The organism is Enterobacter sp. N18-03635 (assembly GCF_004006055.1).
Classification (GTDB): Bacteria; Pseudomonadota; Gammaproteobacteria; order Enterobacterales; family Enterobacteriaceae; genus Enterobacter; species Enterobacter vonholyi.
Window position 1 is genome coordinate 615,950 of the sequence record NZ_CP034769.1, and the last position, 16,368, is coordinate 632,317.

Consider the following 16,368-nt stretch of genomic DNA (forward strand, 5'->3'; position numbering starts at 1 on the left):
TGGCTCCTTACGCGGGCAGGGGGAAAACGGCGTTGACCTGGCCGGTTCCGGAGCTGGCGAACAGCTCGGTGAGAAACTCCACCTTGCCGTCGTATTTGTCCCAGCCGAGCATCCCCAGCAGCATCACAGTGTCGTGCATGTTGCCCTCGCCGTAGCAGTAGTTGGCGTACTCCGGCAGCATGCTGCAGAATTCTTTAAACTGACCCTCACGCCACAGCTTCACCACGCGCTCGTCCATCTGACGGTCGAACTCCCGGGTGTAGCTGTTCATCCCTTCTTCCGCGCGCTGGTCGTCGATAAAGCGGTGCGACAGCGAGCCGCTGGCGAGCACCGCCACGGTGCCGTCGTATTTTTCAATGGCGCTGACGATGGCCTCGCCCAGCCTGCGGCTGTCGGCGAAGTCGTGAACCGTGCAAAACGCCGAGATGGAGACCACCCTGAAGTGCTTATCCGCGTTCATGTAGCGCATCGGCACCAGCGTGCCGTACTCCAGCTTCAGGCTTGGAATGTTGTGCGCTTTGGCGCGCACGCCAAGCTTCACCGCCTCGTCGGCGATGAGCTGGCCGAGTTCCGGATTGCCGTCGTAGTCGTAGGTCATGTCGCGGATAAAGTGCGGCAGCTCGTTGCTGGTGTAGACGCCCGAAAAATGGTCCGCACAGTTGATGTGGTAGGCGCTGTTCACCAGCCAGTGGGTGTCGAAGACGATAATGGTATCGACGCCCAGCTCCCGGCAGCGCTTGCTAATTTCTTTATGACCGTCGATGGCGCCCTGGCGGCAGCCGTGGTTTTTGCCCGGCAGCTCGGAGAGATACATCGACGGTACGTGGGTGATTTTCGCCGCTAACGCTAGTTTACCCATGCTCAGATCCCCCACTTTGGAATCGGATGGTCGCCCATGGAGATGCAGACGTTCTTCATCTCCGCGAACACCTCGAAGCTGTACTCACCGCCCTCGCGGCCGGTGCCGGAGGCCTTCACGCCGCCAAACGGCTGGCGCAGGTCGCGCACGTTCTGGGTGTTGACGAACACCATGCCCGCTTCAATGCTGCGCGCCAGACGCAGCACCTTGCTGACGTCCTGGGTCCAGATGTACGACGCCAGGCCGTACTCCACGTCGTTCGCCAGGCGCAGACCTTCCGCTTCGTCTTTAAACGGCAGCAGGCAGGCCACCGGCCCGAAGATCTCCTCCTGCGCCACGCGCATGCGGTTATCAACATCCGCCAGCACGGTCGGGCGCAGGAAGTTGCCGCCCTTCAGGTGTGCAGGCAGGTCGGTCGGTTTGTCCGGGCCGCCCGCCAGCAGGGTTGCGCCTTCCTCGATGCCGAGGCGGATATAGCCGGAGACTTTTTCCCAGTGCTGCTGGCTAATCAGCGCGCCAATCTGGGTGTTCGGATCGGTCGGGTCGCCCACGCGCAGGCGGTTGGCGCGCTCGGCGAATCGCTTGACGAATTCCGGGTAGATGCTCTGCTGGATAAAGATGCGCGAGCCCGCGGTGCAGCGCTCGCCGTTGATCGAGAAGATGGTGAACAGGGCGGCGTCCAGCGCGCGCTCGATGTCGGCGTCTTCAAAAATCAGCACCGGGGATTTGCCGCCCAGCTCCATGGAGTACTTCTTCAGCCCGGCGTTTTTCATGATGTTGCGCCCGGTGGCGGTGCCGCCGGTGAAGGAGACCGCGCGCACGTCGTGATGACGCACCAGCGCGTCGCCTGCCGTGGCGCCATAGCCCTGAACGACGTTCAGCACGCCCGTCGGAATACCCGCTTCGAGGGCCAGCTCGCCCAGACGATCGGCGGTCAGCGGGGAGAGCTCGGACATCTTCAGCACCGCGGTATTGCCTAAGGCCAGACAGGGCGCGACCTTCCAGGTGGCGGTCATGAACGGCACGTTCCACGGCGACACCAGCGCGCAGACGCCCACCGGCTGCACCAGGGTGTAGTTGAGCATCTTGTCGTCGACCGGGTAGGTCTTGCCGTTCATCTGCTGGCACACCTCGGCGAAGAATTCGAAGTTGTGCGAGGCGCGGGGGATCAGCACGTTTTTGGTCTGGTGGATCGGCAGCCCGGTATCGGCGGTTTCCATGGCGGCGATCTCCGGCACGTTCTGGTCGATCAGATCGCCCAGACGACGCATCAGGCGCGCGCGCTCCTTCATCGGCAGGTTGGCCCACTTCGGAAACGCCTCCTTGGCGGCGGCAACGGCCTGATGGATTTCGGCTTCTCCGCCTGAGGCCACTTCTGCCAGGACCTCGCCGGAGGCCGGGTTAGTGGTGTGGAAGTAGTCGCTGCCCGCGACGTTTTTACCGTTGATCCAATGGTTAATCTTTTTCATTTTGCCGTCTCCTCACTCACAATTCTGTTCACCAGGCGTCCCACGCCTTCCACTTCAACCACCACCTCATCGCCCGGTACCACGTCGGAGAGCCCCTTCGGCGTGCCGGTGGCAATCATGTCGCCCGGCTGCAGGGTCATAAAATCGCTCAGGTAGGCGATCAGGTACGGGATGCTGAAAATCAGATCCGCCGTGGTGCCTTCCTGACGCAGTTCGCCGTTAACGAAGGTGCGCAGGGCGAGGTTGTGCGGGTCGGGAATGGCCTCTTTTGGCACGACGTTTGGGGAAATGGGGGTCAGTCCGTCGCGGCTTTTCACCCGCAGGTTCGGGCGGTAGTAGTTTTCCAGGTAGTCGCGGATGGCGTAGTCGTTGCAGACCGTATAGCCCGCAACATAGTCCATCGCCTCGGCTTCACTCACCTTACGCGCCGTTTTGCCGATGACCACCACCAGCTCCGCTTCATAGTGCATGTATTCGACGTTGTTCGGGCGCACCGACGTCTGGTTGTCGCCGTTGAAGGTGTTTGGCGCTTTGATAAAGACCAGCGGCTCGGTGGGCGGCTTGAAGTCCAGCTCGCTGGCGTGATCGGCATAGTTCAGACCGAGGGCAAACAGCGTGGCGTGCGGCGGCGTGCTGTGCGCAATAGCGACGTCGCGTTCATCTACCACCGGGTTTTCCAGCGGCGGAAAACCTGCCGCCAGAATACGCACCCGATCGCCCGGGCGGATCTCAACGCGGCTTTGCGGGGTACCGAGCAATATCGCATCGCCGGGATTGAGGGTAGCGAACTCGCTCAGGGCGCTCAGCAGTTCGGCTGCGTTACGCTGAAGGTCGGCCGTGTTCCAGTGGTCCGCTTCGCGGCCGTTGATCTCGGTGATGATGGTCAGGTTATCCACGTTACCAACGGCGACCATTTCACCGAGCGGGCAAAATCCGTCACGGCATTTCGCCTTGATGGCAGGGCGGTAGAAGCTCTCTTCCGGCAGGCTCACCTCGTTGGCGAGCGCGTATCCCGCAATATATTCCGCGGCGTCCTCCACGCGCACCTTGCTGGCGGTTTTGCCCACGACCAGCGCCACCGTCGCGCCGCTCAGCACCGTTTCCCCCTGCCGGAACGAAATGGGCTCGCCCGCGCCGATCACCGTGTTATGCGGTTTGATAAACCACACCGCTGTTTTCGGCGGCGTGTTGTAGGGGGCTTTTTCAAAGGCCTCACGCCAGGCTTCACGCTGGCTTTGATGGTTGAGGGCGACGGCAAAAACGGTACCTTTCATTCACATACTCCTCAGGCCGGATGTCCGGTTTGGATTTCATTAATATGTTAATGATTTGGTTTTATGCTTTTGCTGTTTATTTCGCAATCAGAAGTGAAAAATTTGTGATATGAATAACAATAAATTTACATGTTGGATTTTATTAATATTTAAATCATAGAGTTAATAAAATTGACGGGTTTCTGTTAGACTTTTTGACGGAAAACGCGTTGTTTATAAAAACATCTTTTAGTGATTGTTTACTTGTTAATGATGTGAAGGGGAGACGCTATGCATGATTCATTAACCATCGCGCTGCTGCAGGCGCGGGAAGCGGCGATGTCCTATTTCCGCCCCATCGTGAAGCGCCATAACCTGACCGAGCAGCAGTGGCGCATTGTACGCGTGCTGGCTGAACATCCGTCGATGGATTTTCACGATCTGGCGTTTCGCACCTGTATTTTGCGCCCGAGCCTGACCGGCATCCTGACGCGGATGGAGCGCGACGGCCTGGTGCTGCGCTTAAAGCCGGTGAACGACCAGCGCAAGCTGTACGTATCGCTGACCAAAGAGGGAAATGCGCTGTATGAACACGCCCAGGCGCAGGTCGAAGAGGCGTATCAGCAGATCGAGGCGGAATACACGCCGGAGAAGATGAAACAGCTGACGGCGCTGCTGGAAGAGTTTATTGAACTCGGAAACCGGCATAACGCAGCGCGGGAAGAAGAGTAAAAACCACAAATTCCAGGATGATTTTCGTAAAGTTTTCCCTTTCCAGGCCGAAAATTCTGTATCTGTCTGAGGAAAGAGAAAACATGTTAAACCGTATCAAGATTGTCACCAGCTTAATGCTGGTTTTAGCGATATTTGGCCTTTTACAACTCACATCCGGTGGTCTTTTCTTTAATGCCCTTAAGAATGACAAAGAGAATTTCACCGTCCTGCAAACCATTCGCCAGCAACAATCCACGCTGAACGCCAGCTGGGTAGCATTGCTGCAAACCCGTAATACCCTGAACCGTGCGGGTATCCGCTACATGATGGATCAGAGCAATATCGGCAGCGGCGCGACCGTTAATGATTTGATGCAAATCGCGTCTTCGTCTCTGAAACAGGCGGAAAAAAACTGGGCTGCCTATGAAGCCCTGCCGCGCGATCCGCGTCAAAGCGATGCGGATGCCATGGAGATCAAGCGTAACTATGATATTTACCACGGCGCGCTGGCGGAGCTGATTCAGCTGCTGGGCGCGGGCAAAATCAACGCCTTCTTCGACCAGCCGACCCAGAGCTATCAGGACGGTTTTGAGAAGCAGTACGTGAGCTACCTGCAGCAGAACGACAAGCTGTATCAGACGGCGGTCGAAGACAGCAACAGCTCCTACAGCCAGGCTATCTGGGTGCTGATTAGCGTCCTGATTGCCGTGCTGGTGGTGATCGTGGCCGTCTGGCTGAATATCAAGCAGACGCTGATCTCCCCGCTGAATCGTCTGATCGACAACATTCGCCATATCGCCAGCGGCGACCTGGTGAAGCGCATTGAGGTTCAGGGCACCAACGAGATGGGTGAACTGGCCGACTCGCTGCGTCATATGCAGGGCGAGCTGGTGCGTACCGTTGGCGACGTGCGTAACGGCGCGAATGCGATCTACAGCGGCGCGAGTGAAATCGCGATGGGCAATAACGACCTCTCCTCCCGTACTGAACAGCAGGCCGCTTCCCTGGAAGAGACCGCTGCCAGCATGGAGCAGCTGACGGCGACCGTTAAGCAGAACGCCGAGAACGCCCGTCAGGCAAGCCATCTTGCGCTGAGCGCCTCCGAAACCGCGCAGAAAGGCGGCAAAGTGGTGGACAACGTGGTGCAGACCATGCGCGATATCGCGGGCAGTTCGCAGAAAATCGCCGACATTATCAGCGTGATCGACGGGATTGCCTTCCAGACCAACATTCTGGCACTGAACGCGGCGGTAGAAGCGGCGCGTGCGGGCGAGCAGGGTCGTGGTTTTGCGGTGGTGGCAGGTGAAGTGCGTAACCTGGCCCAGCGCAGCGCCCAGGCGGCACGCGAGATCAAGAGCCTGATTGAAGACTCCGTGGGCCGCGTGGAAGTAGGCTCAACGCTTGTCGAGAGCGCCGGTGAAACCATGGGTGAGATCGTGAACGCGGTTACCCGCGTAACGGACATCATGGGTGAAATCGCCTCTGCGTCTGACGAGCAGAGCCGCGGTATCGACCAGGTGGGCCTGGCGGTAGCAGAGATGGATCGCGTGACCCAGCAGAACGCCTCGCTGGTTGAGGAATCTGCCGCAGCGGCGGCCGCACTGGAAGAGCAGGCAAGCCGTCTGACTCAGGCCGTAGCGGTATTCCGCATTCAGCAGGAGCAGATGAAAGCGCGCGAATTCGCTTCTGCGAAAACCGTTGCAGCACCGGCGATGACGCGTAAAACGGTTACCGCTGACGCAGGTGATAACTGGGAAACCTTCTAACGCCGTGTGTTGTGCCGGGTGGCTGCTGCGCCTTACCCGGCCTACGGTTCAGGGTTTTGTAGGCCCGGTAAGCGCAGCGCCACCGGGTGATATTACAGAGGCAGGCGCATGGCGCAGCGCGTTTCATACGCGAAGCCGTGCGCTGTCTCTTCTTCCCTTTTCCGACGCAGTTCAGGCGTCAGCGTCGTCATTTTTTCAAACCCCAGCCGAGCATAGAACGGCGCATTCCACGGTACGTTCCTGAACGTCGTCAGCGTCAGCGCTGTCAGCCCCCTTTTACGGGCATGGTCTGCCACGCAGGCGATGAGCTGCCTACCGATCCCTTTTCCCTGCCAGTGCAGATCGACCGAGAGTTCGACAATAAACAGTGATGACGAATGGGCTTCGGCGAGGATAAACCCGACGGGCTGGTCGTTTGCCAGCGCCAGCCAGCTTAACCCGCGTTCGACATAGCCGAGGTGTTGGTCAGTGGAAATGACCTCGCCATCGGCAAGCCAGGCGAGTTCCGGGTCTTCACGAAAGCGCTCCCCCGCCGCGCGTTCAATGGCGGGCAGGGCGACAACGTCTTTGAGGGTGGTAGGGCGAATGCGAATGGTCATGGCGGCAAGTATAGCCTGACCCGTCGACATTATTCCGAGCAGATCAGCACCGGCGAATAGAAATTGCTGATCACCAGCGCGTCTTCCGGCGTGCGCTCTATTGTCAAGAGCCTTTTATTGCCCAGCGTCAGGCCGGCAACGTATTTTTCAAAGACCCCGGGCGGCATGGCGTCATGGCTAAAACGCTCGACTTTTTGAATAGCAATCTCATACAGTTCGCCCTCCACGTGACGCCATTTAAACATCTCCTGGCGGGAAACCTCCCAGCTGCGCGGGGCATTCACCACGCTGCCGTTAACCGTGATATACCCCGTTTTGTCGGGATGAAAACGCATAATGATCTCACCGTCAAAGGTGAAATCGTGGCTGTCGCGCCGGTCGGAGAAGGTCAGGTTTCCATCGCAGGCCACCGACAGCGGGGGCGTGTGAAAGTACCACGCCGTCACGGCGCCCAGCAGCAGCAGGTTGAGGAACAGGATTAGCCAAACTTTTTTGTGTCTCATATCACCACTCGTAATAGTAAAGCGTACGACAGGCGCTGGCTTTACCCCGCGTGAGGGAACATTGGGAGAGCACCAGCCGCCCTTCGTGGCCGTAGAAAAGCGTTCTCTGAATGTGCATGTAGAAAATTGAATTTTTCAGGCACGGAAGATGGCCGTCCTTCTGAAGCGTTTGCGCCAGCGTTATTGCCTTCCCGTGAAACACGTCCGCCAGCGGCGTAAAGGTATAGACCGGGCAGGTGCCGATATGCGTCAGCAGATGGATCTCCCGCTGTGAATTTTCTGGCTTGATCAGCGCGATCCAGAGGCATAGCGCAACGACGACCAGCGTGAGCGCGCCGCAGAACAGCCATTCCGGGCGAACGCGCCATGCAGGTTTTGCCGTTTCGGCGGTCGGCGGAGCCTCCTCCAGCGGAGTGACCGTGACGTCCGCGCTGAGCATAAAGCCCGTTTTCGGTACGGTAACGATAAGCAGCGCGTCGGGAAGCAGGGCCGCCAGCATCTTGCGCAGAATGCTGATGTACTGGTTTAAGGAGTTGTTAGAGCCCTGGAGCCCTCGCCGATCCCAGACTTCCTGGAGAAAGGTTTCCCGTTCAACCACGTTCCCATGATGCTGAACCAGCAGCTTCATGATGGTATTGGCCGTACAGGTGAGGAGCTGCGCATCCTCATCCGGCGCATTGATAAGAGAAACAGAACCGTCCTCGTCGTTATAGACGATGGCGTCAGCAAGCAGGTATTTCATAAGTTGTTGTAATAAAAACAGAGATAAAAATAAAAGAGAAGGTCTACGCCTTCCGGGCTGCATTGCTGGCTATTTTAACGCCACTGTTACCGATAACATTGATCCAGACAGGATTTTGGGTGGTTTAATAAGTTAGCGTGATAATCACGTCATCAATAAATTCCCCGGTACCGGTTAGCGGCTGTGCCGGAACCTCGCCATAAACGGTGTAGTTCTGGGTGCCGCCTGCGGGATTGGTGACCTGCAGCGCATCGCCGCTGCTTCGATCTCCCCAGCGTTGCGTGGCCGCCTCATCCTGCCAGAGCCCGTAGCGCAGGCACTGGCCCTCGCTGTTGCAGAGCTGCCGCTGGTTACCGCTGGCATGGTTGCCTTTGCCCATGGCAAGGGTGAACGCGGTTCCGGCCGGACAGCGCGTGGTGAGGGTGGCGGTGGAACGTGTCGGACGCAGGGTTGCGGTGCTGGTCAGGGTGCCGAAGTTAAGGGGCGTCACGCGCTCGATGTAGCATCCCTGGCTGATTTCGGCCTGCGCGCTGGTGCCGCCCTGCACCTGCTCCCCCTCTGCGGAACCGTCCGAGCAGTTTTGCAGGGCATCCTGACGCAGGGCGCTGTGCCAGGCGATACGCAGATTCATGTTGTAGTTGTAATAGTGGTAGGCCGGAAGCTGGCTTTGCCCTGCCGGAATGGTAGCGATAAGCGGAAAGGTACCGCTGACGTTGGCATTGCTTTGCGCGGCCAGAGTCTGCTGAATCAGGTTCCCGCTGCTGGCAGGCCCCAGCTCCTGAGAGTGCGCTGCGCCGTTCAGCAGGCGGAAGAGGAGGGTGTACTGTTTTCCCTCCTGGTCCCCCGGCGAGATCATCTCAAAGGGCGGGGCGTCTACGCTGCTCAGGCAGACGTTGAGATATTCCGTCCTGCCCTCGTTGTCGGCCTGGCAGCTAAATTTGACCTCGGTGTTGACGGAGGTGGTATTGCCCGCCACGACGTTGCCAAAGTTAATGGCGGGCATGGAGGTTATCCAGCAGGCTGCCGCCATCGCCTTCACGGACAGGACGAGCAGCAATAATAACGGTGCTCTTAATGACACAGTTGTTCTCCGATGTTCTGTATAGATGACCCGGTGCGCGGCGCCGGAAGCGTGACCCGGCACTCTTCCTCACCGGTTTTCACCACCAGTTCACCCGGCAGGGGCGGATCTTCAAGCCAGATAAAGCCATCGCGTCCCACGATGGTGGCACCCTGCGGCGTTGACACGACGCTGCCCAGCGGGAGCGGCCTGCGGCGGCTGTCGACCAGCCGGGCCTGAACCGTGACGGCATGATGGACGTTAAAATCGACTTTGACCGCGCTGCTGTTGCCCGGTCTGGCATGCATGTCGGTGACGGGGGCGATCACATCGGCGGGCAGATCGAGCGGGTTAATGCTGACTTTGCTGTTGTGGTAGCGCGGCAGGTCGGTCAGCAGAAGATAACCGTCCTCATCCGTTTCACCGGCCGGGCGGTTTTCCAGCATCACCGGTACGTGCCCAATACCGTGCGTGGACACCAGCGCCATACCCTGCTGGATGTAGCGCAGCGCGTGCAGGCTGCCGTCCAGCAGCGTCAGGCTACCTTCGGCTGAGGCGTACTGGTTGCCCTGGCTGGCACCCTGCTGCAGCCCAACGTGCCATTCGCCCGCTCGGCCCAGATAGCCTACGTCCGCATATCTTTCACGTCGTTCGCCAAAGCCCTGGCCCAGCTCCCATGACCAGCCGCCGGCCTCATCGTCCGGCTGGTGGCGGTAATCCATGCGCGGCGTATCCCGGCTGGCCTGAGCGGAGAGCGTGTCCTCGCGACCCAATGGGACGGAAAGCAGTAGCTGAACCTGGCTCGACGCGTCCGTAAACGAGCGGGTATAGCTCAGCGTGGTGGAGATGTGTGCCGGTAGCGACACCGACCAGGAGGCGTTGAGGTAGCGCTCTGTGCTGCCCTGAATGTTCTGCTGTACCCAGCCCGCGCCCACGGTACCGAAATGGGGGATGGACTGGCTTACCCACACGCTGTCGCTGCGCCTGACAGGCGCGGCACCGCTCATGCGGGCGTTGTCGGCGAAATCCGCCCCGGTACGGACGGTGCTGGCAGAAATGCCCGTTCCTCTGCCGTTCCACTGCCAGCCGAGGCCCCACTGAACGCCCTGCCCGTAAGGGCTGTCGCTCACGGCAACGTGCTGGCTGACCACCCCTACGGCGGGGGAGACCAGCCAGTCAGCGCCCGTGCCCACGTTGTGCAGCCTGCGCTGCTGCTCCGTATGCAGTGCCAGCGTCAGGTGATTATTCACTCCATAGCGCCAGCCCGCGTCCAGCAGCGGCGAGGCGGCATAGTCGTCGGAGTGCAGGGCGTAGTTTTCCCGCATCCAGCCGATGTCCAGCGAACCGCTGCTGAGCCCTTCCGCCAGCATGCCCGGCGCGCCGTAGAGATCGAGCTGTACGGTGCGACGCTGGCCGTTGATATCGGTAATGACCACCTCCGCCTGCCCGCTTCCGGTGAAGGAGGGAAGGGTATCCAGCAGAAAGTCTCCCGGCGTGACGCGCTGGCTGCTCTGCTTAAGGCCGTCGATATACAAATCGACCGTGGAAGGCAGTACGGCCGTGTCGCTGTAGCGGCTGCGCGGTTCAGTATTAAGTTGCGGATTGAGCTCAAAATTACGTGCCCAGTGCAGTCCGCCAAAGCGTACCTGCCGGCTCCAGCGGGTGCCGGTGGTGATGCTGTCGCCCAGCGCCAGCGTGGTCAGCGAGTCGGTGTTGTCCCACTGCCAGCGGGTTTCGAGGCGGGTGTGGGTAGGCCGACCGGCGCTGTTTTCCTCCCCCGCATGGCTTGAAAAACTACTGCTGAACGTTCCGGGTAGCCCTCCGGACGCGGTCAACATGGTCTGGGCGTTAAGCTGGCGCTTCCCCTGCGCATCGCTGGCGTAGAGCGCGTATCCGAGCGTATACGCGCTGACGGGCTGCGCATCAGGATAGCGGTACATCGGCGTGGGCCTTGAGACGGTCAGATGCTGCTGGCCCTCGAGCGCGTCTGCTTCTGCGGTAATCGACACCTGCTGGGACAGCACGTCGAGATTGACCTTCAGGCCCGGCAGGGAGGTTAGCTCAACCCACTCTGCGCGATCGTCCGGGGCGTGAAGCCCCAGCTTTTTCATGTCGCTGCGGCTTATCCATAGCGCATTATCCACCACCCGGCAGGCCCACAGCTCGCCTCGCGGGGCGTGGTTCACGGTAATGGCCAGCCATTGTACGGTGTCGGCGGGTTCAGTCCGGGCTGACAGCATGAGCGGTAGCCAAAACAGGAGCGCGAGAAGCGAACGGGCGCAGGGGTATCTGGCTGGCATGATGGTCATCATTGAGATAGACGCGCAGCGAGCTGAGCGCGTGACGTGTGGGCTGCTTGAGCGATAAAAGGGCGATTTGTCCCGGGAGCACATAGCCCGCCAGGCCTTTAATCGACCCTACAACCTGCCCATCGGCCGTCAGGGCCTCAAGGTGGCTCAGGCGGATATGGCGGTTTCCGGCGTTAAAGCAGCGGAGAGTGGCCGGTATGTCTGCCTGCTCACAGCTCAGGGCATCGTGGCTGACGGGCGCGCTCTGGTTCCCGGCAATAAACACCGGAATCGAGTAGCGCAGCAGGAAGTGCACCGCGGTGGGATTGGCGGCGCGGGACGTGGCGTCCGGCAGTTCGTCGATGACCAGCCGGTAACTTTGCTCCTTTGCACGGTTGCCTGGCTGCATGACGATAATGCGCACCAGCTGCTGCTGGCCCGGCGCCAGTGATGTCATCGCCGGGCTGGTGACCACCTCCCCGGTGTTCACCAGAACATCTTTACCGTTTTTTTGCGTCCATTCGTACACCCGAATCTGCGCATGGATGGCCGCTTTCCCACTGTTAGTGAGATAGACCGCCGCTGCCCGCTGGTCGCTCTGCAGATCGAGCGTTACCGGGGCCACCTGAAGCGTGGCGGCCAGCGCGTAGCGTGACAGCAGCGCCAGCATCATGAGCCACAGAATGAAGCAGGGAAGGTAGCGACGCACGATCAGTACTCCAGTTTTAACGTGATATCGTCGCTGTAGGTACCTGCCTGGGCGGTTGTCAGCGCCCCGGCTTCAATGACGCCATACAGCGTTTCCTCCTGTTCCACACCGTTGCCGGTATCGTCCAGGCCATTCGTGCCGGTGATTTGCGTCTGTTTGCCTTCGTCGGCAAAGAGTTTCCACGCAATCTTCTGTGCGCCCGTTTCGCCGTTTTCCGGTTTCAGCCAGAAGGTTCCGTTTTCGCCGTCGTTGCTGGTGGCGGTGAGGGTGAAAGGCGTGCCGTTGGTACAGACGATATCGACCTGCGTTTTGGCCAGGATTTCGCTCGACTCATCGGAGCCGTGACGCGAGAAGTTGAGGTCGTTGGCTTTGAGGGTGCACGACTTCACGACTTCAAGTGATACGTGCATCGTCGCGCTTGCGCTACTGTCTGCGGCGATCGCAGCAGCAGGAAGCAGGAGAACGGAACAACATGCAACGGTGGGAATAATTTTCATGATTTTATTTCCTGACGTGAGTAACAGTGGAATTACAAAGCGAATGACTGAGCGTCCAGAAGGCAGAGTTTTCGATGGAATTCCGCCAGGCTGTGGCAGCAAAATTTGTTCATCGCGTTACGCTTGTGGGTGTAGATCGTTTTAGGGGACTTATTCATGATTTTTGCGATGCGAACCGGACTGAATCCTTTATGGAGCAACATGCAAACCCGTCTCTCCTGATACGAGAGCATGGCGGCGTTTTCGAAGGCGAATGTCGTGTCGCTAAAACAGTGGCTTAGCTGCGCAAAAGAGAGGTTGTCCGCGACCACTCGGACCCGCTCGTTGCGCAGGAAGGCGTGAACGTCGCAGACCCGCGCTGCATCCGTAAATACCAGCCAGTTCTCTCCAGCGTGTGTATTGAGCAGCCGTTCCTGCAGGCGAAAAAGCCCTTCCGGATTAACGTCATGGATCCAATACATCTCCGGGCGAGGGGTAACGGCCGTCGAGATCATCGAAGTGAGGCCAAGCCATAAAAACGTATTCCCGCTCAGAACGATAACCTGATAGCCAGCATTCAGAATGAAAGGGGTCATTTTCTACCCCACAGATAGCCCTGGCCGTAATCGGCCGCGCTGGCGCGGGCCAGCGCGAAATCACCCGCGGTTTCGATGCCTTCGATCAGTACCTTGCTGGCGATGCGCTTGCACTGGCGGGTGAGATGCAGAAACTTTGCCTGCTCGATCCGTCCGTTCCAGAAGGTATGTTTGTCAATTTTGATGCCGCAGAAGCGGATCTGGCTGGTCAAAAGTTCGGGAAGAAGGTCTTCGCAAACATCGTCTGCCCACACTTCTATTCCCCACTGATGGAGCGTTGCGATGCATTTCCTCAGCGCCCGGCTTTGCGTATCGTCGAGTTGTACCATCGTATGGAGATCGGTGACCTCGATAGCAAGTCTCTCCGGGCAGGGTGTTTCTTCTTTGAGCCTGTCGAGGAAATCCGTTTCCAGCAGTAAATCCGATGTCGCATTGAGGTAAAACTTATCGCCCTCTTCGCAAAACATGGCATGACGAAGCTGCGCAAAGAAGTGCGCCTTACGCAGCGTCGAGGACATCGAGCCAAAGTAGTCTTCAAGATCGACGTGGGGCTTTGCCGTGGACAATACCTCCCAGGCAATCACATTTTCGCTGCGCAGTGCCCGGATGGATTCGAACTTATAGCCGGTTAGCATGATAAAAGTGCGTAACGCTCCGTGGTGATTTCAGGAGCTGCACATTTTATTTATTTGGTTTTTGGCGGGATATTTATAGATAAAAATGGCTTATATAAAGTGTTTTTATCTAATTTATAAGGCTTGTAAAGGATTATTTATTTTCATAAGCGCCCGGCAGAACGCCGGGCGCGACGCGCATTAACCCGCTTTGCTGATGATTTTGATTTCGACCATGCCAATTCCGATCTCGCGCGGTGAGTGCCCAAGGATATTTCCCTCATTCGTGGACTGCGGGTCCGGCGGCACGATCACCAGGGTATTGCTGCGCGAAGGATTCTCAAAATGCAGCGTTTGTGTGCTCACGTCGTATCCAAGCGTTAACGTCTGCTCCCGATCCCCCACGCGCACGGGTACGGGCTTGTTAGCATTGGGGCCATACGCTCTGGCGGTGATCACCAGGTCGAACTGTTCCGGCAGCGGATGGGCGTATTCAATTTTCACCTCATTGCCCAGCTGCGCGTTGGACCAGCGCCCCCAGGACTCCGGACGCGAGATGCCGCTAAACTGCTTCACTTCTTCCGGTGCGCCGGCCACGTTAAAGATAAAGCTATCCGCTTTATAGCGAATATCGCTATCGCTGATTTTCAGCATGTCGATGTTGTGCTGATAGCGCGCGGTATCAATCACCGTATCGTTGAACGCTGTTTTGCCCTTCCACTGCGCCTTATCAACGTGCTGCACGGTTTGCTCCCCGCCGAGCTGACCCTGAGAGACGCACCAGTCGGTAGAAAGCGCCAGCGGCTGCGACCAGAGCTGGCCCATTTTGTAGCATCGGTCGACCCAGACAAAATTATCGCGTGGCGCGAAATCGGCCAGCTGATAGCGCAGCGGCGCGGAATATTCGCTTTCCGGCAGCGGCTCAACGCGCCCCTCCGACACGCGCACCAGCAGCGGCAGACGGAAGCTGCTGCCCGAGAAGGCAATCGTGTTTTTATCCCGATCGACGGTGAAGTCCTTCATCTCTTTCGGGAAGTTCCACAGGCGGATAATGTCTGGCTTCCAGGCGAGGATTTTATCCTTCATGTTGAGGAACACTTCCGACAGGGACTGCCCCGACAGCGTGCTGCGGCCAAGGCCAATAAAGTTGTCGCCGCCCAGAATGTCCAGCACGGTTGCGCCGTTATCCATGGAGTTGCGTTTGGTGGCAATGACCTCCTGCTGCGGCTGGTCGCCGCGCAGGACGAAGAACAGGTTGCTGCGATCCTGCTTATTGAGCTGATCCCATGCGCTGTTTTTCATCGCCAGATGGTCAGACGAAACGACGATGACGGTGTTTTTAAACCAGGGCGAGGCTTTGATTTTCTCGACCAGCGCGGCAATGTGTTCCTGACTGCAGGTGACGGCGCTGAAAGATTTGTTGTTTTTGCCGTCCACGTCATAGCTTTTGCGCTTGCAGCTGCGCGAGACGAACCCGTCCGGATGGTGTGTGTCCACCGTCAGCGCAAAGAGAGAGAAACGCTTGCCCGCGCGGGACAGCTCCTCGAATTTCTTCCAGGTTTCGTCGAGTACCGTATCGTCATAGAAGCCCCAGTCGTTGCGGTAGTTCGGATCGGCAACCGTCGTTTTTAACTCTTCTGAGCCATACAGGTGGTCAAAACCGTGGGATTTCAGGAACACATCTTTTCCGGCAAAGCGCAGGTTTGCCCCCTGCACAAAATAGTTTTCGTAGCCGGAGTTTTTCAGGATATCGCCCAGGCAAATATTCTGCGGGAAGAAGGTCGACATGGAGGCTGAGGCGTTACCTTCAAAAGGCGCGAACAGCGGAATACCGCACTGGGAGGCAACCATCCCGGCAATCGTATAATCCGTACCGGGCAGCTGCATGGTGTGGCTGAAATCGAGCCCTTCATTTTTCAGCGCACCCAGGTCCGGCGTCAGGTTCGGGAATGCATCGTTATCAAAGTAAGTGCGTTCCAGGCTTTCACCGTAGATGTAGACCAGGTTGAGCTTCGGGTTGGCGATCGTTTTCGACGGTTCTTTGTAGTAAGCCACGAAATCCGGATCGCCGTCGCGCGACTGCGATTTCACCAGCTCGGTGATCTGATGGAACGCCGGGCTGGCGTCGACGGAGGCCAGCGCCAGGAATAACGCCAGCAGGCTGTAGCCATGATGGTGCGGATGATGGCGACGTCGACGCAGCACCCAGGCCAGCGCGCCAAATATCGTCACCAGCGCGACGATAAGGCCGAGCCCAGGCAGAATGTACTTGCCCACGCCCGCGCCCGTCAGGCTGTTCGTCAGCGTGTAGAGTACCGCATCGTTAATACCGTCACCGGTAAAGTAATCGCTGGCGTATAAGGTAATGTTTAAAATGATAAAAATGCCGAGCACCACCAGCGTGGCGATAAACCACCAGGTGTTACGGCCGGCTTTCCACGCGTAAACGCCGACAGAAGCCAGAAAAAGGATAAGAGACATGAATTCAGACAACAGCATATCCTCGTGACGCCAGATAATTCGCTGGCTAACTGTTTATTTTTTGGGTCATACAATGTAATTGCGATGTCGTTAAGCTGCAATTTTAGTGTCACGAAAGTGTGCTGTTGTTAGGATTTGGTTTAGAAAATCGTTTTTATGAAGACGTGCACATCCTGACAAACGGACGCTGAGGCGGTGGCAGGTGGGGAAAACGCTCATTTAGCGCCGCGCTGCAAGAC

Annotated in this window: 15 protein-coding genes; 2 read left to right on the plus strand and 13 right to left on the minus strand. The window is 58.2% G+C overall.

Translation table 11 applies throughout. The annotated features are described in order from the left end of the window. Positions 1-7: 7 nt before the first annotated feature. From hpaD to hpaG, 3 genes are read right to left on the minus strand one after another with little or no spacing between them, the layout of a single operon-like run. Positions 8-859 carry a 3,4-dihydroxyphenylacetate 2,3-dioxygenase gene (hpaD, locus tag ELK40_RS03620; RefSeq protein ID WP_127729514.1) on the minus strand — a complete coding sequence of 284 codons (852 nt, stop codon included), beginning with the start codon at positions 857-859 and terminating at the stop codon, positions 8-10. Positions 860-861: 2 nt separating this feature from the next. Next, positions 862-2,328, minus strand: coding sequence for a 5-carboxymethyl-2-hydroxymuconate semialdehyde dehydrogenase (gene hpaE / locus ELK40_RS03625; protein WP_127729516.1), 1,467 nt, complete (start codon positions 2,326-2,328; stop codon positions 862-864). Continuing rightward, the gene (hpaG, locus tag ELK40_RS03630) at positions 2,325-3,602 is read right to left on the minus strand and encodes a 4-hydroxyphenylacetate degradation bifunctional isomerase/decarboxylase (RefSeq protein WP_127729518.1); all 1,278 of its coding nucleotides are present in this window, start codon (positions 3,600-3,602) and stop codon (positions 2,325-2,327) included. Before hpaG ends, hpaE begins: the two co-directional genes overlap by 4 nt. Before the next feature lie 270 nt (positions 3,603-3,872). On the opposite strand from hpaG, the gene hpaR reads away from it, so the two are divergent. Beyond that, a complete protein-coding gene (gene hpaR / locus ELK40_RS03635; protein WP_023334396.1) occupies positions 3,873-4,313 on the plus strand; it encodes a homoprotocatechuate degradation operon regulator HpaR in 441 nt (146 codons plus the stop codon). An 83-nt stretch (positions 4,314-4,396) separates the two neighbouring features. Then, entirely contained in the window at positions 4,397-6,061 is a 1,665-nt protein-coding gene (gene tsr, locus ELK40_RS03640; protein WP_127729520.1) for a methyl-accepting chemotaxis protein, read from the plus strand. Positions 6,062-6,153: 92 nt separating this feature from the next. Here the strand turns inward: tsr and ELK40_RS03645 are convergent, their stop codons facing one another. The 10 genes from ELK40_RS03645 to opgB form a co-directional block, all read right to left on the minus strand. Beyond that, positions 6,154-6,660: a GNAT family N-acetyltransferase gene (locus tag ELK40_RS03645; protein WP_127729522.1), complete on the minus strand. Its 507-nt coding sequence runs from the start codon at positions 6,658-6,660 to the stop codon at positions 6,154-6,156. A 29-nt stretch (positions 6,661-6,689) separates the two neighbouring features. Further along, the gene (locus tag ELK40_RS03650) at positions 6,690-7,163 is read right to left on the minus strand and encodes a hypothetical protein (RefSeq protein WP_023615762.1); all 474 of its coding nucleotides are present in this window, start codon (positions 7,161-7,163) and stop codon (positions 6,690-6,692) included. 1 nt (position 7,164) lies between these two features. Next, complete coding sequence (locus tag ELK40_RS03655) at positions 7,165-7,905, minus strand: winged helix-turn-helix domain-containing protein (protein ID WP_127729524.1); 741 nt, start codon at positions 7,903-7,905, stop codon at positions 7,165-7,167. Positions 7,906-8,029: 124 nt separating this feature from the next. Further along, on the minus strand, positions 8,030-8,986 hold the full coding sequence (locus ELK40_RS03660; protein WP_115876530.1) for a spore coat U domain-containing protein: 957 nt from the start codon (positions 8,984-8,986) through the stop codon (positions 8,030-8,032). Next, positions 8,977-11,265, minus strand: coding sequence for a fimbria/pilus outer membrane usher protein (locus tag ELK40_RS03665; RefSeq protein WP_244599402.1), 2,289 nt, complete (start codon positions 11,263-11,265; stop codon positions 8,977-8,979). Before ELK40_RS03665 ends, ELK40_RS03660 begins: the two co-directional genes overlap by 10 nt. Further along, entirely contained in the window at positions 11,186-11,962 is a 777-nt protein-coding gene (locus ELK40_RS03670) for a molecular chaperone (RefSeq protein ID WP_127729528.1), read from the minus strand. The genes ELK40_RS03665 and ELK40_RS03670 overlap by 80 nt, the downstream gene beginning before the upstream one ends. Before the next feature lie 2 nt (positions 11,963-11,964). Then, complete coding sequence (locus ELK40_RS03675) at positions 11,965-12,459, minus strand: spore coat protein U domain-containing protein (protein WP_127729530.1); 495 nt, start codon at positions 12,457-12,459, stop codon at positions 11,965-11,967. Positions 12,460-12,491: 32 nt separating this feature from the next. Next, on the minus strand, positions 12,492-13,034 hold the full coding sequence (locus ELK40_RS03680; protein ID WP_127729532.1) for a helix-turn-helix transcriptional regulator: 543 nt from the start codon (positions 13,032-13,034) through the stop codon (positions 12,492-12,494). Then, positions 13,031-13,669, minus strand: a complete 639-nt coding sequence (locus tag ELK40_RS03685; RefSeq protein ID WP_127729534.1) for an EAL domain-containing protein — start codon at positions 13,667-13,669, stop codon at positions 13,031-13,033. Before ELK40_RS03685 ends, ELK40_RS03680 begins: the two co-directional genes overlap by 4 nt. A gap of 180 nt (positions 13,670-13,849) precedes the next feature. Further along, a complete protein-coding gene (opgB, locus tag ELK40_RS03690) occupies positions 13,850-16,141 on the minus strand; it encodes a phosphatidylglycerol--membrane-oligosaccharide glycerophosphotransferase (protein WP_127729536.1) in 2,292 nt (763 codons plus the stop codon). Positions 16,142-16,368: the final 227 nt, after the last annotated feature.